The organism is Bifidobacterium sp. M0353, from assembly GCF_016100645.1.
GTDB lineage: Bacteria > Actinomycetota > Actinomycetes > Actinomycetales > Bifidobacteriaceae > Bombiscardovia > Bombiscardovia choladohabitans.
Genome location: NZ_JACFSB010000001.1, coordinates 802,805 through 826,954 on the forward strand (window position 1 = coordinate 802,805; position 24,150 = coordinate 826,954).

A 24,150-nucleotide genomic window follows, 5' to 3' on the forward strand; every position below is an offset into this window, starting at 1 on the left:
TCCATTCACCGCTTGATGCTCACTTCTTTTCCTTGAGCAGCTGCTCGCGCAGAGCGGCCAGCTGGTCGTCGGAGGCCAAGGTGCCCTCGGAGCTGGACTCCGAGCTGTAGTTGGTGGTCTCCTCGGAGCTCTGACGACGAGAGCGCGAACCGGAGGCGGGCGCCTGGGAGGACCGGCTGTCCTCGGCGGCCGAAGCCTCGGCGTTCTCCAGCTCCTTGGCCACGAAGGCCTTGTGCTGCTCCCAGAGGTCGTGGGCGGCCGCATACTGGGACTCCCACTCCTCCCGCTGCTTCTCGTAGCCGGCGATCCACTCGTTGCTCTCGGGGTCGAAGCCCTCGGGGTACTTGTAGTTGCCCTCCTCGTCGTACTCGGCGGGCATGCCGTAGATGGCCGGATCGAAGTCCTCGGAGGTCGGATCGACGGAGTCGTCGGCCTGCTTGAGGGACAGGGAGATACGGCGGCGATCCAGGTCGACGTCGATGACCTTGACGAAGATCTCCTCGCCCTGCTTGACCACGGTCTCGGGGTTCTCCACGTGGCGATTGGCCAGCTCGGAGATGTGGACCAGGCCCTCGATGCCGTCCTCGACGGAGACGAAGACGCCGAACTGCACGATCTTGGTGACCTTGCCCTTGACGATCTGTCCGGGCACGTGGGTCCGGGCGAAGCGCTGCCAGGGGTCTTCCTGGGTGGCCTTGAGGGACAGCGAGATGCGCTCGCGGTCCATATCGACATCCAGCACCTCGACGGTGACCTTGTCGCCCACCTTGACGACCTCGCTGGGGTGATCGATGTGCTTCCAGGAGAGCTCGGAGACGTGGATCAGACCGTCCACACCGCCCAGGTCGACGAAGGCGCCGAAGTTGACGATGGAGCTGACCGTACCCTCGCGGATCTGGCCCTTCTTGAGCTGGGCCATGAAGGTCTCGCGCACCTCGGACTGGGTCTCCTCCAGGTACTGGCGGCGGGAGAGGACCACGTTGTTGCGGTTCTTGTCCAGCTCCAGGATCTTGGCCTTGATCTTCTGCCCGATGTAGGGAGACAGGTCGCGCACGCGGCGCATCTCGACCAGGGATGCGGGCAGGAAGCCACGCAGGCCGATGTCGACGATGAGTCCGCCCTTGACGGCCTCGATGACGGTGCCCTCAACGACGCCGTCAGCCTCCTTGATCTTCTCGATGTCGCCCCAGGCGCGCTCGTACTGGGCACGCTTCTTGGACAGGATCAGACGGCCTTCCTTGTCCTCCTTGGTGACGACCAGGGCCTCGATGGTGTCACCGACCTGGACCACATCGTCGGGATCGACATCCTTCTTGATGGAAAGCTCGCGGGAGGGAATCACGCCCTCGGTCTTGTAGCCGATGTCCAGCAGAACCTCGTCATGGTCGATCTTAACGACCGTCCCCTCGACCAGATCCCCATCGTCGAAGTTCTTGATGGTGGAATCGACTGCCTTGATGAAGTCTTCCTCGGACCCGATGTCATTGACCGCGACCTGGGGGACTTCCTTCTTGTTCTCTGCCATTAATTGAATTGTTTCTTGTATAGTTGGTGGATATTTTTCCGTATTGAGTTATGCGTTCCCGCCGGCGGGCGCGAACATTCTCCATGATAGGAGACACCACGGTCATTGTCGCCGGGGAGCCTCGGGCGTGTCGCAGGCAGGGATTCCGGCGGCCCGCTCAGCGGATTCGACCACGTTGACCAGGAGCATGGCCCGGGTCATGGGTCCCACCCCGCCGGGGTTGGGCGTATAGGCGGCTGCGGACAGCCTGGCGGCCGGATCGATGTCGCCCTTGATCCGCCAACGCCCCTCCTGCTGATCCCGGATTCGCGAGACGCCCACATCCACCAGGACGGCACCCTGGCGAACCTGGTCCGGGCCAACCAGCCCGGCCTGACCCACAGCTGCGATAATCACGTCAGCCCTGCGCAGGTGGGCATCGATATCCCTGGTGCGGGTATGGCAGAGGGTCACGGTGGCATCCACCCCACGGTTGGTCAGGAGCAGTCCGATGGTGCGGCCCACGGTCAGTCCTCGGCCCAGCACGCAGACCTCCTTGCCGGTCAGGTCAATCCCGTAATGGTCCAGCAGGTACAGGATCCCCCGTGGGGTGCAGGGCAGAGGGGTCCGCACCCGGCCGTCGGTATGCAGGACCAGCTGGCCCAGGTTGTATGGATGCATGCCGTCGGCGTCCTTGGCCGGATCGATATGATCGATGATCTCCGTGGTATCCACGCCCTCGGGCAGGGGCAGCTGGACGATGTAGCCGGTGCAGTCAGGGTCCTGGTTGAGCTGATCCACCGCAGCGAGAATCCGCTCCTTGCCGACGTCGGCGGGCAGATCGATCCTGATCGACCGGATGCCCACCTGGCTGCAGTCACGATGCTTGCCCTCCACATACTTGAGCGAGCCAGGGTCCTCCCCCACCAGGATGGTACCCAGGCCGGGAGTGCGTCCCATGGCCGTCAGCCTCGCCACGCGAGCGCGCAGGTCCTCCTTGAGTTCCGCAGCCGCCGCCTTGCCGTCCAGTTTCACTGCAGTCAATACATCTCCATCATCCAAGCGGGCGCAAACCCTTGTCGAAGTCGTCTGGGCCAGACTAGCGCAGATTCCTCCCCGACCGGAAGCATCGTCCAAGAGCCGGTACGGAAGACTTGGCGATGAAGTTGCGCGCTGTCCTCTCCCCAGCGATAATGAGAATCATGCTCAATAAGAGCAGGATCACCAATTGGGATGCCTCCGGGAAGGACGCCATGGACAAGGACACGGATAGAACATCCACGCAGGCCTGCATCGTCTTCGACCATGCCGCCATCCGGCGATCCGGGCGGCTGATCTGGTCGGAGGGGACCTTCACCATCCCCTCGGGAACCGTGACCGCCATCGTGGGCACCAACGGCACCGGCAAGACCAGCATGATGCAGGCCGAGCTGGGTCTGCTCCCCCTGGATGCCGGCAGTCTGCAGGTCCTGGGGCAGCCGGCCGGCCAGGCCAACGACCGCATCGGCTACGTACCCCAGAGCTACACCTCGGACATCGACTCCAACCTGACGGCCGAACAGTCCGTCCTGCTGGGGCTGACCGGCACCCGCTTCGGCATCCACCCCGTCACCCGGCAGGACCGCGAGCGCGCCAGAAAGGCCATGCGCTTCGTCGGCGTGGAGGACAGGGCCCACCTGCGCCTGTCCCAGCTCTCCGGTGGCCTGCGACAGCGGGTGGCCATCGCCCAGGCCCTGGTCTGCGATCCTGACCTGCTCATGCTGGACGAGCCCCTGGCCAATCTGGACCTGGCCGGTCAGCGAGCCACCGTCCACCTGCTGGCACAGCTCAACAGCCGTCTGGGCATGACCATCCAGGTGGTGGCCCACGACCTGAACATGCTGCTGCCTGTGCTGACCGGGGCGGTCTACCTGCTGGACGGGCATCCCCATTACGCCCGCATGGACGACGTGCTGGACTCGGACCTGCTCACCCACCTCTACGGCACCAAGGTGGAGGTGGTCACCACTCCCCAGGGGGACATGTTCGTGGCCCCCGACATGGACGAGCCGATCGGCCCCGTCCACAATCGCTACCAACCCAGCCAGGTGGCCCGCCTGCACGGGGCGGACCGGGAAAGGACCTCATGACCACGCCAGTCTTCGACCCACATTGGACGGAGATCCTCGCCGCCCCCTTCATGCGCAACGCCATGGTGGCCGGATTGTGCATCGCCGTGGCCGCCGGAGCCATGGGCTACTTCACCATCGCCAGACACTCCACCTTCGCCGCCCATGCCCTGGCCCACATCGGCCTGCCCGGCGCCACGGGGGCCGTCCTGCTGGGGCTGCCGGTCTCTGCCGGCATGGGGCTGTTCGCCCTGGGCGGGGCGCTGGTAATCGGAGCCCTGGGCAAGCGGGCCTCCCAGAGGGAGATCGCCACGGGCACGGTCCTGGCCTTCGCCACCGGTCTGGGGCTCTTCTTCGCCAGGATGTCCAGTTCGGCCTCCCAGCAGATGCAGGCCATCCTCTTCGGATCCATCCTGACCATCACCCGGGGCCAGGTCATCGGCTTCATAATCTTCGATGCAATCCTGCTGATCCTGCTGGCCCTGATCTACCGGCCCCTGCTCTTCAGCTCCCTGGATGAGCAGGTGGCCCAGGCCCGTGGCGTGCCCATCGGGCTGATGAACCTGACCTTCATGGCCATCATGGCGGGGGTCATCACCATCGCCGTGCCGGCGGTGGGGACCCTGCTCATCTTCGCCCTGGTCGTCACCCCGGCGGCCACGGCCAACATCCTGGTGGCCTCTCCCCTGCGGGCCATGCTCCTGTCGGGACTGATCTGCCTGGCTTCCATCTGGGGAGGCCTGGTGATTTCGGCCATGGTGCCAGCCCCTCCAAGCTTCGTCATCGTGACCCTGTCCACCCTCTTCTGGGCTCTGGCCAAGGGATGGGCCGCACTGCGCGCCTGATGCCGGTCAGTCCACCAGGGCGGTGGCCATGACGGCGATGCCCTCGTTGTGACCGGTAAAGCCCATGCCATCGGTAGTGGTAGCGGTCAACCGAACCGGTGCACCAACAGCCTGGCTCATGGCCTGCTGGGCCAGGTGACGACGGGAGGAAATTCTGGGACGCTGTCCGACGATGACCAGGGAGGCGTTGAGCAATCTACGACCGTGCCCATGCAGGCAGTCCATGGTCTTCTCCAGCATGGCCGCCCCATGCATGCCCGCTCCGGGGGACTGTGATCCCAGGCCGAACAAGGTGCCGATGTCGCCCAGGTCGGCGGCTGACAGGATGGCATCGATCAGCGCATGGGCGGCCGCATCGCCGTCGGAATCGCCCAGCAGGCCGGGGGTTCCGTCATTCCAGGACAGGCAGGCCAGCCAGAGGCGACGCCCGCCGGTCGGGTCGAAGCGATGGGCGTCAAAGCCCAGTCCGACGCTTGGATGGCCCATGACCGGATCCGGCCTCAGCGCTTGGCCTTGGTCTTGCCCTTGCCCTTGTTCTTGGCGGCCTCCTGGGCCACCCGTGCCAAGGTCTTGGAAGCCGGCTCCTTGGGGGACTTGGTATGGTGCTTGTCGTCGCCGGGCATGGGCTCCGCATAGCCCAGGTTGACGTCCAGCAGACGCTGGGCCTCGTCCTCGTCCAGCTTCTCTGACAGGGCGATCTCGGAGGTCAGAATCTTGCGGGCCTTGATCAGCATCCGCTTCTCGCCCGCCGAAAGTCCATGCTCGTCCACGTCACGCTGGGAGAGGTCGCGCACCACCTCGGCGATCTTGTTGACCTCGCCGGTGGCGATCTTCTCCACGTTCAGCTTGTAGCGGCGTGACCAGTTCATCTCCTTCTCCTCGACCACCGGGGTGCGCAGGATCTCGAAGACCTTGGCCACCGCCTTGGCGTCGACGATGTCCCTGACGCCCACCTTGGCCGCGTTCTCGACGGGGACGTTGATGACCAGCCCGTCAGAGGAGAGCACGGACAGCTGCAGGTACTTGCGGGTGACGCCCTTGACGGTCCGTTCGGTGATGGCATCCACCCTGGCGGCCCCATGACGCGGATAGACGACCATGTCACCGACCTTGTAACCCATATGTCCTCCAGAACGAGTCGATAAAATACCATATAATAATGTCATTGCGCATGGACTTGCCGATGGGGCTCGGAGGCGACGCGATTCTCTGCGAGCACACTTCCCCTGGAGGCTCTGGAGACTATTCTGGAAGAAACGACGGTGGTGGAACAAATGCCGGCAAGGCTCCACCCCGCATGACGAGCATCGTTTTGCGGATCAGTGATCGAAGACAGAGGTAGGCATGATCAAAAACACAAGCCGCTACACTACACCCAGCACCATCCTGGTGGTTGAGGATGAACCCACCCTGGCCACCGCCATCGCCCAGCGCATCACCGCCGAAGGGTGGACGGCACGGGTGGCCTCGGACGGTGCCAGCGCCGTGCAGGCCGCATCCCAGATCAAACCCGACCTGGTCATCATGGACATCATGCTGCCCGTCATGGATGGACTGGAGGCCACCAAGCGGATCGTGGCCGAGCGGCCGGTGCCGGTGCTCATCCTGACCGCCCGGGACGACGAGGCCGACAAGGTGACCGGTCTGGGCGCCGGGGCCGACGACTATATGACCAAGCCCTTCTCCATGCGCGAGCTGATCGCCCGCTGCAAGGCCCTTCTGCGCCGGGTGGAGCGGGCCAAGGTCATCGCCAAGAACTCCGAGAACGAGAAGGTGCTGGACTTCGGATCCCTGGTCATCGACCCGGCCCAGCGCATCGTGACCCTGCGCGGGGAGCAGATCCACCTGACTCCCACCGAATTCGACCTGCTGGCCACGCTGGCCCGTCGGCCCAAGTCCGTGCTCACCCGCGAGAAGCTGCTGGAGGAGGTCTGGGACTGGGTGGATGCCTCGGGCACCAGGACGGTGGACTCCCACGTCAAGGCCCTGCGCCACAAGCTGGGCTCCCAGATGATCCGTACCGTGCATGGGGTGGGCTACGCCTTCGAACCGCCCGAGGATCAGGAACAGGACCAGGATCAGCGGTAGCGGCCACGGATGCACGCCATGAGCAAGGACGGCAGAAGCCGGCGCAAGGGGCCCGGTCTGAGTGCGCGGGTGGACCGCGAACGGCCCATCGGATCCTTCGCCTCGTTGAAGGTGGAGCTGAGCGTCCTGATCATCATCTCCACAGCCATCGCCTTCGTCATGGCCTGGTTCCTGCTGAAGATGGGCTGGAGCGGCTGGATCGCCATGCCGCTGACCCTGGTGGTGGCCCTGGGGATCACCTACTTCTTCTCACGGGGGCTCACCGCTCCCCTGCGGCAGATGCGGGATGCGGCCGAGGCCATGGCCGACGGGGACTACACGGTCCGGGTCCACGCCACGACGACCAGCCATGACGAGGTGGGGCTCCTGGCCCAGTCCTTCAACGAGATGGCCGAGGAGCTCCAGCACGCCGACCAGATGCGCCGGGACATGGTGGCCAACGTCAGCCACGAGCTGCGCACCCCCGTCTCGGCCCTGCAGGCCATGGTGGAGAATATGGCGGACGGGGTGACCGAGCCCACGCCAGCCAACCTGGAGGGCATCCTGGAGCAGACCCACCGCCTGTCCGACCTGATCGCCTTCCTGCTGGACCTGTCGAGGATGGAGGCCGGGGCCGCCAGCCTGCAGATCGAGGACTTCGACTTCGGGGACTTCATCGACGAGACCCTCCAGCCACTGGCCATAGCCGACGCCGGGCACGCCCACGACATCCAGGTGGATCTGGAGAAAGGCCTGAGAATGGAGGGCGACCAGGACCGGCTGCGCCAGCTCTTCACCAATGTCATCAGCAACGCCCTGAAGCACTCGGCCGACGGCACCACGGTGCTGATCCAGGCCCACGAGGACCGGCAGCAGGAGGCCATAGTCACCAACGTAGTCAACTTCGGCTCGCAGATACCCCCCGAGGCCCGTACCGACATCTTCCGGCGCTTCGTCAAGGGCAAGGCCGGGCCTGGTACGGAGTCCGGCGGCACCGGGCTGGGGCTGTCCATCGCCCGCTGGGCGGCCCAGCTGCATGGAGGCCAGGTACAGGTGGTGGACGATCCGCGCGGAGCGGACTTCGAGATCACCCTGCCCAGATATCACCGCGACCCCGACGAGGACGAGGAGGACGGGAGCCACTCCGGCGGGCCCGACGCGCCGCATTGACGGGGAGGCGCACTTCGGCTCATAATGAAATCGAACATTTGTTCGAATGCCATCGAGTTCGAGGTGTGCCATGGTCGCTACCATTCATGGGTCGCCGGATGCGGCCCCTGCTTCCCTGCCGGAGTGCCGGGTCGATGCCCTGAGCCTCTTCCGAAGACACCCCAGCCCTGTCCCCCAGGCCCTGGAGGCCGTCCACGCCGGTTTCCCCTCAGTGGCCCAGGACTACTTCAGCGGCGACTTCAGCTTCGACCAGAACGTCATCGTCCACCCCGACTCCACTTTCATCATCCATGTGGCCGGCGATTCCATGACCGGCGCCGGCATCTTCGATGGGGACCTGCTGGTGGTCGACCGTTCCCTGGAGCCGCGCGAAGGGGACATCGTCATCGCCATTCTGGACGATGAGCTGCTGGTCAAGCGTCTGGCCAGGTGCAAGGGACGGACCATGCTGCGGGCCGAAAACCCCGCCTACCCCGACTTCATGCCCCAGGAGGGCGAGGAACTGGTCATCTGGGGGGTGGTCATCGGCAACTACCACTGGCAGCGGGTGAATACCAAAGGCGAATCCCGGAGCGGCTCTCCCCTGCCTCAGGTCACCTATCCCGGACACACCCCGCACGGGCGTGGGCGCACGACGGGAGGTCAAGGCCGGAAACCCGTCTACCCTTCCACGGGCTGGGGCTCGGCATGAGCGCGCAGAGACCGGCCTATCCTGCAGCCGGGACCGCTCTGACCAGTCAGGTGGTCCTGGCTGATGCCAACTCTTTCTTTGCCTCCTGCGAGGCTGTCTTCGACCCCTCCCTGGCTGACCGCCCGGTGGTCGTGCTGTCCAATAACGACGGCTGCGTGGTGGCCCGCAACCGCTCGGCCAAGGCCCTGGGCATCACCAACGGCACACCCTGGTTCACCATTCGCGAACGGGCCCTGCAGGACGGGGTGGTGGCCCGCAGTTCCAACTATGAGCTCTACGCCAGTCTCTCCAGGCGCATGATGGCCATCATGGCCCATTTCCTGCCCAACCAGGAGGTCTACTCCATCGACGAGTGCTTCATGGACAGCATCTGGAACGACAAACGCACCGTCGAAATCTGCCGGGAGCTGCGCGCCGCGGTCCTGCGATCGACCGGCATCCCCGTCAGCGTGGGTGTGGCGCCCACCAAGACCCTGGCCAAGGTGGCCAACCACTGGGCCAAGGACCATCCCTCGACCGAAGGGATCACCCTCTGGAGCCAAGTAGAGGCCCAGTACGGCGATCAGGCTCTGGCATCAGTGCCCGTCGACCAGGTCTGGGGGGTGGGCCGACGGCTGACCGGCAGGCTCATGGGCATGGGCATCACCACCGCCCTGGACCTGCGCGATGCCGACCCCTCACTGATCCGTCACCGGTTCTCCGTCATGCTGCAGCGCACCGTGCTGGAATTGAGGGGACGGCCCTGCATCGAGCCCGAGACGGATGCCGCCAGGGGCGTGCGCACCAATCAGATTCTGTGCTCGCGCATGTTCTCCCACCCCATCGAGGGCTACGCCACCCTGGCCCAGGCATTGAGCATCTACGCCCAGAAGGCCTGCCGCCGCCTGCGTCGGCAGCATGGTCTGTGCGGAAAAGTGCGGGTCTTCTGTTCCACCAGCCCTTATGCACCCCAGCAGTTCTGCGCAGCCAGCAGGACCGTCGTCCTGGAGGATCCCAGCGACGATCCCCTGGTCATCGCCGGCGCAGCCAGCCGGGCGCTCAAGGGCCGTGTGGATCCGCACGCCCGCTGGATCCGGGCCGGGGTGGTTCTACTGGACCTGACCGATGCTGACCACTTCCACACCCTGGAAGGCCTGGACGCAGCCCGGGACACCCATGGCCTGGGGGACGTCCTGGAGGATGCCACCCGCCGTTTCGGTCCCTTCCGGGTAGGCGTAGGCTACGGTGGCATCCGCGGCCAGGGCCGGGGCGATGAGGATACGGGTGCCGACTGGGCCATGAACCGGGGCATGCTCTCACCCCGGTCCACCACCCGCTGGGATGAGATGGCCGTGGCCCAGGCCCGCTAGAGATCCTCGTGACCTGGAGGAACGGCCGCCAGAGCCAGGGCGGCCAAGGGCAGGGCGCCTGCGGCCTCCAGGGCACGAGCGCACTGGCGGATGGTGGATCCCGTGGTGATGATGTCGTCCACCACCAGGACAGGATGGCCGACCAACCGCGATGAATCCGCAACTGTAATCCGGCCCGCCAGCCGACGCGAACGGTTCCGGCGGCCGCCCGCCTGGACAGACTTGGTTCTCACGGAGTCCATGATCAGTGCCGGCTCCGCCCGGGCGTCCAGACCCTGCCGCTGCAGGGCCTGGACCAGAGACAAAAGGATCGGCTGCAGATGAACCCTCCCCCGCCTCCGCAAGGAGGCAGCCGAGGAGGGGGCGGGAACCACCAGAATCGCCTTCGCGGGCTTGGACCGGAGCAGGGGATCGATCAGCCTGGACAGGACCGGGGCCAGTTCGGCCATGACCTGGCCCAAGGGTCCATCCAAGGGCCGGTTGTCATGGTCCTTCCATGCCAGAATGATTCGCCGGACGGGTCCGCGATATGGAGCGCATGCCAGGGCCAGACCAAGGGCATAGGCGGGCGCAGGCACCAACAGGGGCCGGAAGAGCAGAGATCTGCAAGAGGAGCAGAGCAGAAAGTCAGGGCGATCGCAGCCGGCGCAGGCCCGAGGAGCCAGCAGGTCCAGGGCCGAGCTGGCCACGGCTGAGGCAACAGCACAAACCGCCTGTCGGAGTCGGACGGATGCTAATGAAAGGTTGCGCATATAGCCCAGCCAACCCTCAAGTGCAGAGGATAGGCAAGCAGGGGAAGACCATGTGCATGAACGGGCCAGCTGTTCACAGAATCGCTGTTCACAGAATTGTCTGCAGACAGGTTCAGGCCAGGTCAGCCTCCAAGGCCCGGATCAGGTCCAGTGCATCGGCCGGATTGTGCACACGCAGAGCCATGGCCCCGGCCTCAGCCGCCGGATAGTCGTTGCCGTCCGGATCCATCCGGTCGCCCACGAAGGCGATCTGGCCGACTTCCACGCCCAGTATCCTGCCCAGGGAGGTCATGGCATAGGCCTTGTCGATGCCCTTGGCTGAGATGTCCACGCTGGTGGAGCCGCCGGAGCGCACCTGCAGGTGGGGCAGATCGGCGGCCACGGCCCGGGCCAGGGCATCCTTGCGGCTGTTGTCGGGATCCCAGGCCTCCTTGGCTTCCACGGGCGCCTGCTGACCCAGGGCGGAGAAGGTTATCTGGCTGCCGCGATCCTCGATGCGAGGCCCCCAGACCTGATCCTCCCAGTCGCCCAGCTGCTTGGCCCTGCGCTCCAGACTGGCCTCGGCGGCCTGCCGGTCCTGGGCACTCAGGTCGTGCGCGTAGACGCAATTCCAGCTTCCGTCCTGCCAGCGGTAGTAGCGGGTGCCGCTGGTGGGCATCAGATGCAGCTGGTCGAAACGGGTGTCGTCGGGCAGGGCATCCAGCACCTGGTCGCGGAACTGGCTGAACCGTCCGCCCGAGACGATGGCCACGGGCCGCAGCCGGGTCAGGGCGGCGAAATGGACTGCCATGGTCTGGTCCATACAGGTCTTGGACAGCGCCAGAGTATTGTCCAGATCGAAGGCCAGCACCCGTGCCCGTGCGCAGATGGACCCTATGTCCTGGCTGCCCCACCAGGCCACGTTCATCGCACCGTCCTCCGCCATGATTGCTCCCATCCGCTTGTCGATCATCGCTCCATGCTACAAGACACCCTGAATCGAAACTGCCACAGACCTGAGGGGCTATGGTGAGTGTCATGATCAACGATCAGCCGCCTTGGGCCCGCACCGTCTATCGGGACAGCCATGGCCGGGGGATTCGTCGGCCCACCTTCGGCACCCGCCTGCCCCGCTATCGCACCAGGTGTGGAATCTTCGACGATCTGACCGCAGCCCAGATCCGGCGGCTGGGCGCCGGCTGGCCTCAGCTGGTCAAACCTGTCCAATTCGCGGTCGAGGATGTGCCACCCTCCGACCCCACCCCCTGGGAGGACAGGTCGGACCTCTTCTCGCGCAGTTTCCCGGCAGGACGTGGCATCCCCGCCAGGATTGTCCTGTACCGAATGCCAATCCAAAGCAAGACCCGGGACCGCACCGAGCTGGAGCTGATCATCCGCGACGAGCTGGTCCTGCAGCTGGCAGACCTCTACGGGCGCGACCCCGAGGAGATCGACCCCATGTGGGGACGCTGAGGGCCGAATCTTAGGGCAGGACGGTGGAGTCGGGGCCGGAGCGGATCACGGTGGTGGTGGGCATGAGCCCGTCAGAGACCATGACCGCCAGACCGGCCAGGCCAGCCTGGTTGACCGCGTCCACACTCAGGCGGGCGTTCCAGATCAGCCGTGAGGAGCCATGCCCAGATTCCTCATTCAGCCGCACGGCGGCCACCTGATCGCCCAGATCGTGAGTCGAAAGCTCGCTGGCTCGACCCGCCTCAACAGTCAGTGAGCGCTCTTCCAATTTGTTGCCCTTGTCATCGAATCCAACCAGTTCGGCCTTGACCGGATTCGCCGATGGGTTGACCAGGGTCAGCGCAGCCTGGGCAGGCTGGGATATGGTCAGGGCCGAGGATGCTGCAGCAGTCCCCGCAGGAATCAGAGCCAGGTCGGACTGCGACTGGTCCTGACTGCCCTGGCCGGTCACCTGCAGGACCGCTCGCACAGGCCGGTCGGCATGCACGTGCAGAGCCAGCTTGCCATCGGGCACGCCGCCAAGATCCACCGCCGTGGCCTGAGAACCCTCCAGATCCACCCGTCGCAGGGATTGCTGACCGCCTTCATCCACCCAGGACAGGTCCACCGCCGTGGCATGGGAGCCCTGAAGAAGCAGGGTGGCCTGGTCTGCACCTCGCAGGCCGGCAATGACCAGATCACGGCCTGGAGCCGGCAAGGCAGCCATCTGATCCGACCCGCGTGGATCAAGCCCCGACATGACATTGACGGAGACCGACATGGCCACCGGGGCCTGGGAGCTGCGAGCCCGGACGTAAATGGCCTGCTGGCCAGGAGCCGCCGCAGACAGATCGTATGAGGCATGGCCGCCGGGAGCCACGGTCATGGTCTTCCCTGTCTCCAGGGACAAATGGCCCGAGGAGTGCGAACCCTGGACCTCAATACTGATCACCGTGGCTTTGGATGACGGATTGTAGGCCACCAGCCGTTGGGTGGTCCCTCTGCTGGTGGCGGGCAGCAGGAAGTCCGCATTCATGACGGCCCGGGGGCAGGCCAGCGCCTGAATCCCCCTAAGATCGCCCTTGGTGGCCCATGAGACCATGCCGACGGCAGCCCCTGTGCCCGGCTGGGACTTGAGCATCCGGGAATCGAAGGCTGTTGCCGAGGCACCGGGATCGAGCGATGCGGCCATGGCCTTCTGCCCGTCCAAGAGATCAGGATCAGTCACCGTGGTGCGTTGCCCACCCCCCATTGGAGTCAGGCTGGAACCGCCGATGGATCCGAAGGCGGCAGCAGTGACACGTGAGCTCAGATCGCCCTCCGATGCCTTGAACTGGTCATCGCCGACCTTGTCCTCGTCCGCTACCGCCAGGCGGGCCGGACAGTAGGCCGCCACCTCCCGCTGGCTGACCCGGCTGGCTACGACAGTCGAGCCCTTGGCCCCATCGGCCAGGGAGGCAGGAGGCGTCCAGATCAGCAGCGCTGCAATCAAAACCGCCACCAGGGGTGCCGTGACCAGAGCGGCCACCAGGGATCCCTTGCTTCGTCCACTCATAGTTGCTCCCCTCCGAAATAGCCCGGACGCGGCAGCGCCACCAGGCAGTATCCCAGCAGGATCAGACCCAGGGTCCACAGCCAGACCCTCCTCCAGGTGCTGGCCTCTGCTTGATCGACCCCGGCCATATCAACGCCCACATCCTTGCCGGACTGCGAGCTCAAACGGAAATAGGTTCCCTGGGCGTTGGCCACCACCAGCTGCGCGCCATCGCTGGCAGTGATGTTGGATACCAGGTCATCGTTGGGCGTGGACCCCAAGCCCGCTGCCCCGGAACGGTCGACGGGCACGTAGATTCCGCCGAAGCCCAGGTCGGTCACCGCGGCTACGGCCTTGGAGTCGGCATTGGCCATCAGAGACGCCGCCGAATGCGAGAGGACATCCTCGCCGGTCATCCGCCCGCCGTTCACCCGCTGGGCACGCAGGGCAGGCGAGGCATCGATCAGATCCCCTCGTGAAGTGTGCAGACCGGTGTAGGCCACGCGGCCATGGGAGGGCGAGGTCAGCACCAGCACCCGATGGGATGGGTCCTTGTCAAGGTAGTCCACCGCCACTGCCGGAAGCCGTCGGCCGTCAGCAGACAGGGGCCCGCCGGCAGGCGCAGCCAGACCGGCCACCGCCACGCCTGCAGTGACCAGGGTCAGGAGCAGGCCCAGAAGGAGCCTTAAAACCCTTCCGCCACCACCGACTGCAACCGCTGACGTCGGGGATGACTGCGCAGGAGGCAGGGGCGGACGATCGGCATCGTTGTCGGGGGCCTGGTCATGCCCGGGAGCAAGGGGCGAGAAGGGACGGACGGCCCTGCCTGCCAGGAGGCCCAGACAGGTCAGCAACCCCATGAAGGCCATCATCACACCGGGCAGGACCGAACCAGCCACTGGACCTGTTTCATCCAGACCTGTGCAGACCGCCTGCGAGACCAGCGCCAGGACCAGACCCAGCAGTACCGTGATCCACAGAATCCTGGCCGCCTTGAGCGCCCGAGGCACAACCAGGGCAACAAAGGCCAGCAGGGCAACCGCCAGCAGACAGCAGACCAGCGTGGCCGGCCGCCAGAGTTCAGCCCGCCACCTGATAGGCCACAGGGCCGAAGTATCCAGGCCCAGCAGGCGGGCCAGCAACTCCCCGAGGCTCCCGGTTCGAGGCTGGCCAGTCAGGTCTGCCGAAGGAACCATCAGGTCTGCGAAAAGCTGCCTCCAAAGCCCATCCTTGGCATGATGCAGGGAGTTGACCAGGGTGGGCGCCAGGGCCAGCACCGAAGGCAGGGGCATCAGCAGCAACATGATCCGATGGGAGGGCACCAGGCAGATCGCCATGATGAAGAGCGGAATCATGGCCAGTATGAGCTGAGGTTCGGCTGCCAGGACCGGCAGAAAGCAGATGGAGGCCAGAGCCGCCTGCTGCACCGAAGCCTTGGGGTGCACGGGAGCCTCGGTCTGATACAGCCCCACGGCCTTGAAAACGAAGGCAAAGGCGGCAGGCATGAAGGCCATGACCGTCAGCATGGGCAGCTGCAGACCATCCACCATGCCCAGGGCGAATGCCAGGCTAGCCCAGAGCAGCCCCAGCAGGACGCGGATGGGATTGGACCTGGTGACCACGCCGGCCAGCGCCCAGAAAGACAGAGCGGCCAGTCCCGTCTCCGCCAGGAGCATCAGGGCCATGGCCTGGGCCACATGACCGCCTGTGAGCAGAGCGAAGGGCAGAAGGACCAGAAGGAAGGGGGCAGGAACTGCGGGCTGTCCCACGCCCCCGGCCCAGGACCATGAGGTGGTTGCCGCCGCCAGCAGGCGGGACCAGTCGGCTCCCGACGAGGGCAGGGAGGGCGCATGGATGGCCCCTCCCGAGAAGATGGCACGACACAGGGGCCAGTGGGTGGCCACCAGGGGCACCAAAACGGCCAGGGTCATCCCTGTCGCCCAGGCCAGGCGACGCAGAAACTGCTGGCGCAGATGGGCCAGGGCCAGGTGGCTGAGCATGGGGTGCTCCTGCTGGTCGCGGAAGGCCTGCCTGCGCTGCCGCCACTGCCGGATCTGCTGACCGTTGGCCTGAAGAACGTCCAATCGACGGGGACCGCCATGGCAGGCGGAAGTCAGACGGCGACGCATGGTCAGCAAGGCTGCAGGACGAGCCAGGATCCGCCAGGGCGCACACAGACGGCAGAGGGCCCTGTAGGGCCGCTTGCCGATAAGATCAACGGCCGTGAACCACAGTGCCGCCAGGACCCGCCAGAGCCAGACCAGCAGCCACCAGGGCAGGACAAAATCGGTCAGCAGGTAACGCTCCCGAGCCATTATGGGGCCCATGGAGGCATCCAAGCGGTGGTCGGGCTGCACCGGCCGTCCATTCCGGTCGCGCAATCCGCTCAACCGGGCGCCGGCATGGGCCATCCGGGCGCCGGGCACCACCACCACACGTCCGCCTGACAGGCAGATGCGGCGGCAGAGATCGTCGGCCTGGCCGAAAGTGCCGGCCCAGGCACCCGGTCCGCCCAAGTCCTTCATGGTCTGCATGGGCACCAGGGCGCCGGCCAGGCTCACCGCGAAGACATCCTGGCGCGCGTCATACTGCTCCTGATCGGGCTCACTGTCCACTACCAGGCCAACCGTTCGGTGACGGTAGGCATACCGACCCACGTCCCGCAGGCCCTCGCCCTGCCAGTCATACTGCTTGGCGCCCAACAGGGAGGCAGTGGGATTGCTGTGCCAGGTGTCCACCAGCTTGTCCAGGCAATGATTGTCCAGTGGACGGCAGTCGTCGTGCAGAAGCCAAAGTGCGCGAACCCGACCAGGCAGACGGGCATAGCCAAGCGCCTTGTCCACGGCATCGCCGAAGGAGGAGGCACCCCGGGCGCGAACCACCTGCACCTCCATCCGCGCTGGCCCGTCCACAGGGAATTGCGCATAGAGAGGTTCCACAGTGGCCCCCGAGCAGTCCGCGATGATCAGAAGGCGCGGCAAGAGGCTCTGCCGCAAGAGGGCACGCAGGGTGTCAGGCAGGTAGGTCAGGTCATGCTCGACGGTGATCACCGCAGCCACCGCATCCTCAACATGAGGGCTGGCGGCAGGCGAACATTCGTTCATGACTGCAGAGAGTACCTGCCGGACATCCTGGGCTTGAGGCGCGACGAAACTCATGCGTTCCAGTCTACGCAATCCAGGTCACCGGATGCCTCGCTCGGGCACCTGCGGCGATTCAGACCTGACGCTGCGCGCGCATCCTCTTCTTGTAACGGCGGCGCTCCCGTTCGCTCATGCCGCCCCAGATGCCAAAGCGCTCGTCGTGTTCGACCGCCCAGTCCAGGCACTGCTTGCGGACGGTGCAGTCGGCGCAGACCCGTTTGGCCTCCTGTGTGGAGCCTCCCTTGCCCGGGAAGAACGCCTCCGGGTCGGTCTGTGCACAGAGCGCCTCGCTCCGCCAGGATGGTCCGATGTTGACCTCGAACCATTGCATCAGCGGCGTCAGCCTGTTTTTAGTTGTATTGCTGTATCGAGTGTCTACAAAACCACTCATAGCGACCCCCCAGTCCCTAGTGTGTTTACACACTTTTATTACAGACACTGCCGGGGTCTTCTGTCAACCCCTAAATGCCTGCAAGCGCAACTGAGCGACACGTTGAGGGATTCGTATCGCCCCAAGAGGAGCTGCGGATGGGGGGTCAGACTATACTGTGACTGGTTCAAGCACGCGCCAGCGCCATCCCGGTTCTTCCCGCCGGAATGACCCCTACAGCGACAGCCGATGAGGAAGGCATACCATTGACGTCCCCAACCAGAAAGATGGGTCTGCCCAACATCAAGGCGGGCAGGAACGGCAAACCCCAGCACAGCGACGGGTTCCGCAGCAGCCACTCCCTGCGCACGGGCATCTGTCTGGCCCTCACCTTCGTTCTTTGCTTTTTGGCCTCGACCGTGGCAGCCTTCTGGACAGACATCAATGGGCATATGCACGTGCTCGAGCCCATCAACCTGACCCAAGCCCACAAGGCCCCGGAAGACATCTACAAGGGCAAGACCCTGAACGTCCTGGTACTGGGCCAGGACACGCGCGACGGCAAGGGCAATTCGGAGGTGGGAGGCAGCGGGGACGGCCTGGAGGAGAACCACCAGTCCGACACGGCCATGGTGGTCCAGATCGCCGCCGACCGCTCCTATGTGAATGTGGTCTCCATCCCCAGGGACTCCATTGTGAACGCCCCGGCCTGCGCCACCAGCAAGGGCGAGACCATCCCGGCCCGCCGCCAGGTCATGTTCAACTCCATCTTCGCTGAGGGCTACAACCAAGGCGGCGATGCGAATTCGGCCGCCAGCTGCTCCCTTGCTGCGGTCCGCTCCCTGACCGGCCTGGACATCCAGCAGTTCGTGGTGGCCGACTTCAACGGATTCAAATCCATCATCGACGCCCTGGGCGGGGTCGACGTATGCATCCCCAAGGACACCAAGGACAGCTACACCGGCATTGATCTGAAGCGCGGCCTGCACCATCTGGACGGGACCCAGGCCACCGAGTACGCCCGCATGCGCCATGGCACCGGCGCCGACGGATCGGACATCATGCGCACAACCCGCCAGCAGTACTTGATCAAGAGCCTGGTCAACGAGGCTAAGAACGTCGACATTTATTCAGACCTTCCCAAGGCCTACCGCCTGGCCACCACCTCCATGTCCACCCTGCAGCTGAGCGAGGGTCTTGGTAGCTTCCAGACCCTGCTGGGCCTGGGCAACTCGCTCAAACACATCGACACCGCGCACATCTACGCCCGGACCATACCGGTCAAGGAATGGCCCCAGGACCGCTACCGGGTGGTATGGACCGAGCAAGCCGAAACCATCTGGCGTCTGCTGCGCCAGGGCAAGCCGTTGACACAGGCCAATGAGGAAGCCGAGACAGCCTCCTCGTCATCCACCTCCTCCTCGGACAATCAGACCCAAGGCACCCAAAGAGCACAGGGCAAGGCCCAAACCCGGAGCAGGAACTCCGAAACACAGTCCCCCACCCAGACCCCCTCCGCTTCCACCACCGCTCTGCCCGATCCGGATCCGCGCACGGGACTGATCACCATGCCCAATAAGACCCTGATTGATCCAAGCACAGGCGGAATCGTCGATCCGAACGACGGGACCATCAAGGACGCGAACACCGGACAGTACATCGGCATGGCCGACCGCTACCTGTTCGCCACGGTCTGTGCGGTTCCGGCGCAGAGATAGCGGATTGACTCTCTCGGGTCGTTCAGACATGCTATTGCTTGCCTAGTCGGCCAAAGCTATGGAGGTTGAAGGCATGCGGACTGGTTCAGACCAAGGCGGACAAGAGCAGGAGCCACCAAGCTTCATGCCCTCCAGGCATCGTCGTCCCGAAAGTGCTGCCAGCGCTCCCGCCGCCTCGTCCAGGCACAGCCGCAGACAGCAGGAGCTTCCAAGCTTCTCGCCTTCCTCAAGAGGCGCAACTCAGCCGACGCAAGTCGGCAGGACCCGAACAGCCAGACGCACCAGCGGCTCCTCGCGGACCACGCCCAGACCAGCGGCCCAGCCTGCTCCCAGTGGGAACGGCTGGGGTAACGGCGGTGGTCGAGGCAATCGGGGCTTGCGTTCCGGTACCGCCCTGGCCCATAAGCATCCAGTGCGCAGGTTCATAGGCATACTGCTGCTGATCATCCTCTTGGCTCTGGTCGTACTGGCGGGCGGCGGATGGTTCTGGATCAACGCCAGACTCAACCGCGAGCAAATGCTGACGGACGCCCCGGGCTCTGGAGCCACCACCTGGCTGCTGCTGGGGTCGGACCAGCGCGACGGCTCCCCGGGGGCCGGCCAGGATACCAGCATCACCGGTTTCCGGACCGACACCATCCTGGTGCTGACCAAGCCCCGGCACGGGGCCGCTTCCCTGATTTCCGTCCCTCGCGACTCCCTGGTCAAACAGGACGGGAGATACATGAAGATCAACGCCGTGGCCTACACCTCGGGCTATCGGTCCCTGACCAGCCAGATTGAGGACATCACCGGCCATAAGGTCGACCATGTGGCCCTGATCCGCTTCGGAGGCCTCAGTAAGGTGGTCGATGCCATGGGTGGTGTCAATCTCTGCTATGACGCCGATGTCAACGACGCCAGATCAGGCATGGTCTGGTCCAAGGGCTGCCATCAGGCCGATGGCGGCATGACCCTGGCCTTCACCCGCATGCGTTACTCGGATCCCAAGGGTGACTTCGGGCGGGCCGAACGGCAGCGTCAGGCCATCTCAGCCATTACCTCCAAGGCCTTGCAGCCTTCGGTCCTGCTCAATCCCGTCACGGCCGGCAAGGTCCTTTCTGCAGGTCTGGATTCCCTGGTGGTGGATGAGCGGGCCAACGCCATAGACCTGGTGCGCATGGTCCTGGCCTTCCGCAGCGCCAGCGGCCCAAAGGGCGTCACCGGAAGCCTGTATTGGACCAACCCCAACTACTTCCCCAACAGGCGAGTCGGTTCCACCGTCCTGCTGGATCAGGCCCGCAACACCGAGCTGTTCGACCAGCTGGTCCAGGGCAGTCACGACCCGGGCACCGTCGGCGGCAACTGACAGCACCACCTGGCAGGCACCGTCCACGTTCGACCACATGCCAGGTTCGCCCTGGCATTCAGGCACCGGACCTTTCATGCTGGAAGCATGACCAAGGTCCATTCGTTAGCATCTGCACGCCCTTCATCGGCGGCTGTCGGCCACGGGTCTGCAAACGATGCTGAGTATGACCATCCACGCTATGCCAACAAGGGCAGAGCCCAGGTCATTCTGACCGTGGTTGCCCAGACGGCTCCGGCCCTGGCCCAGGCGGGCATGATCTGGTACGTGGTCGACCAGGGCCGCTGGATGCTGCTTCTCCTTCTGTTGCCCAGCCTGACCGGTACCCTGGCCATGGTGCTTTTGAGCCTGCTGCGAGCGCACCGTCGGCCATCCCCCGCTTTCCCCGCTCGCGCGCAATTGGCATACAGCCCAGCATCGGATCGTGCATCACCGTTGAGAACCAGAGAGGACCAGACCCGGCAAGACCTGGCTCAACTGGTCTCCGACCCAGGCCCTGAACTAGAGTCCCGACTGTTGGCATCAGGGGCTCCGGGTGCACATGGCCTGCTTTGGCAGGGCATCGTCCATGCCTGGCTTGCCGCATCTGGTCCTACAGCGCCGGCAGTCATCGGCATCCGCCCCGATCACCGTCCGCTGGTCATCGACCTGCCCCGTGACGGACCCCACGCCCTGGTGGCAGGCACCACCGGATCAGGCAAATCGGTCTTTCTGCAGACCTGGTGCCTGGCCCTGGCCGCCAGCCAGCCGCCAGATCGGCTCAATCTTGTCCTGCTGGACTTCAAAGGCGGTGCCGGATTCGGCCTGTTGGCCCGACTGCCGCACACCGTGGGCTGCGTGACCAATCTGGATCTGGATCGAGCGGTGCGGGCGCTGAACGGCCTTCAGCGGGAGTTGGAGCGACGTCAGCGCCTGGTGGCCAAAGCTGGAGTGGGGGACACGGCCCTGATGGCCGACCCCCCGGCACGCCTGGTGGTGGTCATCGACGAATTCCAGGCCCTGCGCCAACTTCTGCCCGATTATCTGGACAGGCTGACCTCACTGGCCTCCCAGGGCCGGTCCCTGGGCATGAACCTGGTGGCCTGCACCCAGCAGACCATGGGGCAGGTCAGTGCCCAGATGCGGGCCAATATGAACCTGGGCATCTGTCTACGGGTGCGGGACCCACTGCAGTCCAGGGAGCTGCTGGGGTCCTCCTGCGCCACGACGATCGACCCCGCCTGTCCTGGTCTGGGCTTTCTGGAGCAGGGTCGGGGCCCACAAGCCTTCCGCACCTGCCCTGCGGTCGATCCGCGGACCCTGGTGGAACAGGTCATCAAAGCCAGCCGCTTCTGCGGCTGCCGTCCGCCAGCGCCGCTCTTCTCCCCTCCCCTGCCAGAGCATGATCCGGCCTGCGGAAAGATCCTCTGGCAGTCGGGACGGCCCTTGATACCCCTGGGACGCTCCGACGACGGGGTCCTGCTCCACCTCTATCGCCTGCCACTCAAAGGTCATACGGCCCTGATCGGACCGCCTGGCCGTGGTAAGAGCACCCTGCTGGCCCTGCTGGCTCGTTCCCTGATCCCCCTGATGCAGCCGGGGGCCCGACCAGGACCCAGCTTCGACCTGCGTATCACCCGCCGGACAGGCCACGGCTACAGCAGTAGGGATTTCCCCGGCCCGGTACCGGAACCGCCTAAGGGTCGCCACAATGGCAGCCGAAGGCTGGTCTGGATCCTTGACGATGCACAGGACCTGCTGGATCCGCTCTGCCGGGATCCTCTGGCCCCTCTTCTGCAGGAGGCTCTGGGGCAGGAGGGAACCACCGTGGTTCTGGCCGTGGAGACGGCCGGTGCCCTGCGCAGACCTGAGCGTTTCAGCCGTCGTCTGGTGTTCCCCTGTGGCGAAAGAGGGGCCGACCTGGCAGCTGGCATCCCCGCCGATCAGCTGGCCAACCTATCCTCCCGAGCCAGCGCCATTCCCGGACGGTGTCTGGTCCTGGAGGCAGGTCTCGCCATTCCGCTACAGGTGTTCTCTTTAGCCGTAAAACAATCGGACCCTTGAAAAAAGTCACTTATCGTGCTTATCTTGCATAGGGTAGTGATAAAGCACCGATAAAAACTTCTTGGAGGCTTAGGTAGATGAGTAATGCGTTCGATTGGCGCGCCAAGGCTGCTTGCCGAGACAAGGACCCTGAGCTGTTCTTCCCCGTCGGCAACACAGGTGCGGCCTATCAGCAGATCGAGGAGGCCAAGGCTGTCTGCCGGACCTGCAAGGTCATTGACGCCTGTCTGAAGTGCGCGCTGGACACCAATCAGGATTACGGCGTCTGGGGCGGACTGAGCGAGGACGAACGCAGGGCTCTGAAGCGCCGGGCCATGCGTGCACGCAGGTCCCAGGCCATGCAGATGCAGTCCTGAATCTTCTTGATTGCGCCAAACAGCAGAGGGGGCGATGGCTCGATGCCATCGCCCCCTTCTTTTTTCCGAAAAGCACTCCTCGCAAAAGGAGTCCGGACTGTAAGGTGTACGGGTTGCAAGATGCCCGGTATCACACGTCCTGGGCAACGCGCAGCTTGATGTTGATGACCACCCGGGTGCCGCCATCCCGGCGGGGCTCCCACTTGACCGTGCCGCCGAAGTCGTTGGTGACGAAGGTGTTGATGATCTGCGTGCCCAGTCCGGACCCGGTGGAACGAGCCTGGCCCTGATCCGACTCCGTGCTGTAGCCGTTGCCGTCATCCTCGACCACGACATTGAGGTTGTTGCCGCCCCGGCCTACCGATATGGTGATATGCCCCTCGTCACGGCCCTCAAAGCCGTGCTCGACCGCGTTGTTGACCAGCTCGGTCAGCACCAGGGACAGTGGCGTGGCATCCTGGGCGGGCATCATTCCGAACTTGCCCACGTAGGAGATGGTGATGTGCTGGTCGCTGGTGGTGGCCAGGTCCACGCTCATCTTCAGCAGGTTGGCGATCACCTTGTCGAAGTCCACAATCTCGTCGGCGGTCTGACTGAGGCCCTCGTGAACCACGGCGATGGTCTGGACGCGGCGCTGGGCCTCCTCGAGCTCCTTGCGGACCTCGTCGGACTTGGTCCGCCTGGCCTGCAGCCGCAGCAGGGCCGACACGGCCTGGAGGTTGTTCTTGACCCGGTGGTGAATCTCGGAGATGGTGGCATCCTTGGTCTGTAACTCCTTCTCCCGGCGGCGCAGCTCGGTCACGTCCCGGCAGAGCACGATGGCGCCCGTCCTTCCCTGCTTGCCGTACAGGGGCAGGGAGCGCATGGAGACGGCCGACCCGTTGGCGTCCAGCTCCGAGTCCACAGCCGCCTTGCCCGACAGGACCAGCGGCAGGGAGTCGGGCACCGGATCGTTCTCCTTGAGCAGGGAGGTGCCGATCTCGCTCAGATACTGACCGATCATGGTCTCCACCGAGCCAAGCCTGCGGAAGCAGCTGATGGCGTTGGGCGAAGCGTAACGCACCACGCCGCTTGCCGTCAGCACAAAGAAGCCGTCGGCCACCCTGGCGTTGTGCCGCTGGTTGAGCACCGAATCCGCATAGGGGAACTCGCCGCGGGTGATCATCTCGAAGAGTTCCTTGCCCGCGTTGATGCTCTCGCTCTCGTAGCGACCGTTGGACTCGCGGGTGGCCATGTTGGTCTCGCGGACCACCAGGCCCAGGGTTTTGCCCTGGTGGCGGATGGGAGCGTAGACATCGCAGACCGTGGCGCGGCCGATGGTGCGCAGCTTGTTGGACCGCAGCACACCCTTGGACCGCATGGCTGCTTCCAGCTCCTCACGTTGGTCCGCCGGGAAGTGCTCCCCCACCACATCCTCGGTGCGCAGGGACATGACCGTAGAGGGCCGGCACTGCTCGGCCACGGTGAACTCCCCTTCACCCGTGCGCAGCAGGAGCAGCAGGTCGGCAAAACTCAGATCGGCGATGACCTGCCAGTCGGCCACCAGGTGGTGGAGCCACTCGCGGTCCTCCTCATTGCAGTCGTCACAGGATGCCAGAATCTCGGAAAAATCAGCCATGCACTCCATCATACAAAGGGCCCTCGGAAGCAGACAGGCGGGTCATGCCAAGGGCGATGATGACATGCGCGCCCAATACATAGGTCTGGGGTAGGGTGGTTCA

At 64.9% G+C, this 24,150-nt stretch carries 21 protein-coding genes; 11 read left to right on the top strand and 10 right to left on the bottom strand.

Annotated features, from left to right (window positions below; all coding sequences use genetic code 11):
• Positions 1-19: 19 nt before the first annotated feature.
• Positions 20-1,525, bottom strand: a complete 1,506-nt coding sequence (gene rpsA, locus H3V04_RS03225; protein ID WP_198177695.1) for a 30S ribosomal protein S1 — start codon at positions 1,523-1,525, stop codon at positions 20-22.
• Positions 1,526-1,627: 102 nt separating this feature from the next.
• Complete coding sequence (locus H3V04_RS03230; protein WP_198187167.1) at positions 1,628-2,548, bottom strand: bifunctional methylenetetrahydrofolate dehydrogenase/methenyltetrahydrofolate cyclohydrolase; 921 nt, start codon at positions 2,546-2,548, stop codon at positions 1,628-1,630.
• A 209-nt stretch (positions 2,549-2,757) separates the two neighbouring features.
• On the opposite strand from H3V04_RS03230, the gene H3V04_RS03235 reads away from it, so the two are divergent.
• Complete coding sequence (locus H3V04_RS03235; protein WP_198187501.1) at positions 2,758-3,633, top strand: ABC transporter ATP-binding protein; 876 nt, start codon at positions 2,758-2,760, stop codon at positions 3,631-3,633.
• Positions 3,630-4,457, top strand: a complete 828-nt coding sequence (locus H3V04_RS03240) for a metal ABC transporter permease (RefSeq protein ID WP_045935470.1) — start codon at positions 3,630-3,632, stop codon at positions 4,455-4,457. Before H3V04_RS03235 ends, H3V04_RS03240 begins: the two co-directional genes overlap by 4 nt.
• 6 nt (positions 4,458-4,463) lie before the next feature.
• Here the strand turns inward: H3V04_RS03240 and H3V04_RS03245 are convergent, their stop codons facing one another.
• Positions 4,464-4,943: a 2-C-methyl-D-erythritol 2,4-cyclodiphosphate synthase gene (locus tag H3V04_RS03245; protein ID WP_198187168.1), complete on the bottom strand. Its 480-nt coding sequence runs from the start codon at positions 4,941-4,943 to the stop codon at positions 4,464-4,466.
• Between the two features lie 14 nt (positions 4,944-4,957).
• On the bottom strand, positions 4,958-5,578 hold the full coding sequence (locus tag H3V04_RS03250; RefSeq protein WP_045935472.1) for a CarD family transcriptional regulator: 621 nt from the start codon (positions 5,576-5,578) through the stop codon (positions 4,958-4,960).
• A 223-nt stretch (positions 5,579-5,801) separates the two neighbouring features.
• Between H3V04_RS03250 and H3V04_RS03255 the strand changes: the two genes are divergently transcribed.
• The 4 genes from H3V04_RS03255 (at position 5,802) to H3V04_RS03270 (ending at position 9,734) form a co-directional block, all read left to right on the top strand.
• Positions 5,802-6,545: a response regulator transcription factor gene (locus H3V04_RS03255; RefSeq protein ID WP_198184355.1), complete on the top strand. Its 744-nt coding sequence runs from the start codon at positions 5,802-5,804 to the stop codon at positions 6,543-6,545.
• 9 nt (positions 6,546-6,554) lie between these two features.
• A complete protein-coding gene (locus tag H3V04_RS03260; RefSeq protein WP_373564652.1) occupies positions 6,555-7,694 on the top strand; it encodes a sensor histidine kinase in 1,140 nt (379 codons plus the stop codon).
• A gap of 70 nt (positions 7,695-7,764) precedes the next feature.
• Positions 7,765-8,385 carry a LexA family transcriptional regulator gene (locus tag H3V04_RS03265; RefSeq protein WP_198187169.1) on the top strand — a complete coding sequence of 207 codons (621 nt, stop codon included), beginning with the start codon at positions 7,765-7,767 and terminating at the stop codon, positions 8,383-8,385.
• The gene (locus tag H3V04_RS03270; RefSeq protein WP_198187170.1) at positions 8,382-9,734 is read left to right on the top strand and encodes a Y-family DNA polymerase; all 1,353 of its coding nucleotides are present in this window, start codon (positions 8,382-8,384) and stop codon (positions 9,732-9,734) included. Before H3V04_RS03265 ends, H3V04_RS03270 begins: the two co-directional genes overlap by 4 nt.
• On the opposite strand, the gene H3V04_RS10450 is transcribed toward H3V04_RS03270, so the two are convergent.
• Together H3V04_RS10450 and H3V04_RS03280 are read right to left on the bottom strand one after the other, a co-directional pair.
• The gene (locus tag H3V04_RS10450) at positions 9,731-10,423 is read right to left on the bottom strand and encodes a ComF family protein (protein WP_198187171.1); all 693 of its coding nucleotides are present in this window, start codon (positions 10,421-10,423) and stop codon (positions 9,731-9,733) included. The genes H3V04_RS03270 and H3V04_RS10450 overlap by 4 nt on opposite strands.
• A gap of 175 nt (positions 10,424-10,598) precedes the next feature.
• Positions 10,599-11,438 (bottom strand): HAD-IIB family hydrolase, encoded by an 840-nt coding sequence (locus H3V04_RS03280; RefSeq protein ID WP_373564653.1) that lies wholly within the window; start codon positions 11,436-11,438, stop codon positions 10,599-10,601.
• A gap of 65 nt (positions 11,439-11,503) precedes the next feature.
• Between H3V04_RS03280 and H3V04_RS03285 the strand changes: the two genes are divergently transcribed.
• Positions 11,504-11,938: a metallopeptidase family protein gene (locus H3V04_RS03285; protein ID WP_029678500.1), complete on the top strand. Its 435-nt coding sequence runs from the start codon at positions 11,504-11,506 to the stop codon at positions 11,936-11,938.
• 10 nt (positions 11,939-11,948) lie between these two features.
• Here the strand turns inward: H3V04_RS03285 and H3V04_RS03290 are convergent, their stop codons facing one another.
• From H3V04_RS03290 to H3V04_RS03300, 3 genes are read right to left on the bottom strand one after another with little or no spacing between them, the layout of a single operon-like run.
• Complete coding sequence (locus H3V04_RS03290; RefSeq protein ID WP_198187172.1) at positions 11,949-13,472, bottom strand: DUF5719 family protein; 1,524 nt, start codon at positions 13,470-13,472, stop codon at positions 11,949-11,951.
• A complete protein-coding gene (locus H3V04_RS03295; RefSeq protein WP_198187173.1) occupies positions 13,469-16,609 on the bottom strand; it encodes a glycosyltransferase in 3,141 nt (1,046 codons plus the stop codon). The genes H3V04_RS03290 and H3V04_RS03295 overlap by 4 nt, the downstream gene beginning before the upstream one ends.
• Before the next feature lie 58 nt (positions 16,610-16,667).
• On the bottom strand, positions 16,668-16,925 hold the full coding sequence (locus tag H3V04_RS03300) for a WhiB family transcriptional regulator (RefSeq protein ID WP_029678496.1): 258 nt from the start codon (positions 16,923-16,925) through the stop codon (positions 16,668-16,670).
• Positions 16,926-17,230: 305 nt separating this feature from the next.
• Between H3V04_RS03300 and H3V04_RS03305 the strand changes: the two genes are divergently transcribed.
• From H3V04_RS03305 to H3V04_RS03320, 4 genes are all read left to right on the top strand, one after another.
• Positions 17,231-18,682, top strand: a complete 1,452-nt coding sequence (locus H3V04_RS03305) for an LCP family protein (RefSeq protein ID WP_198187174.1) — start codon at positions 17,231-17,233, stop codon at positions 18,680-18,682.
• Positions 18,683-18,755: 73 nt separating this feature from the next.
• Positions 18,756-20,030, top strand: a complete 1,275-nt coding sequence (locus tag H3V04_RS03310) for an LCP family protein (protein ID WP_232342441.1) — start codon at positions 18,756-18,758, stop codon at positions 20,028-20,030.
• Positions 20,031-20,117: 87 nt separating this feature from the next.
• Positions 20,118-22,073 (top strand): ATP-binding protein, encoded by a 1,956-nt coding sequence (locus H3V04_RS03315; protein ID WP_198187175.1) that lies wholly within the window; start codon positions 20,118-20,120, stop codon positions 22,071-22,073.
• Positions 22,074-22,150: 77 nt separating this feature from the next.
• Positions 22,151-22,429, top strand: coding sequence for a WhiB family transcriptional regulator (locus tag H3V04_RS03320; RefSeq protein ID WP_015021978.1), 279 nt, complete (start codon positions 22,151-22,153; stop codon positions 22,427-22,429).
• Positions 22,430-22,559: 130 nt separating this feature from the next.
• Here H3V04_RS03320 and H3V04_RS03325 read toward each other — a convergent pair whose 3' ends face one another.
• Positions 22,560-24,047: a sensor histidine kinase gene (locus H3V04_RS03325; RefSeq protein WP_198177681.1), complete on the bottom strand. Its 1,488-nt coding sequence runs from the start codon at positions 24,045-24,047 to the stop codon at positions 22,560-22,562.
• Positions 24,048-24,150 lie beyond the last annotated feature (103 nt).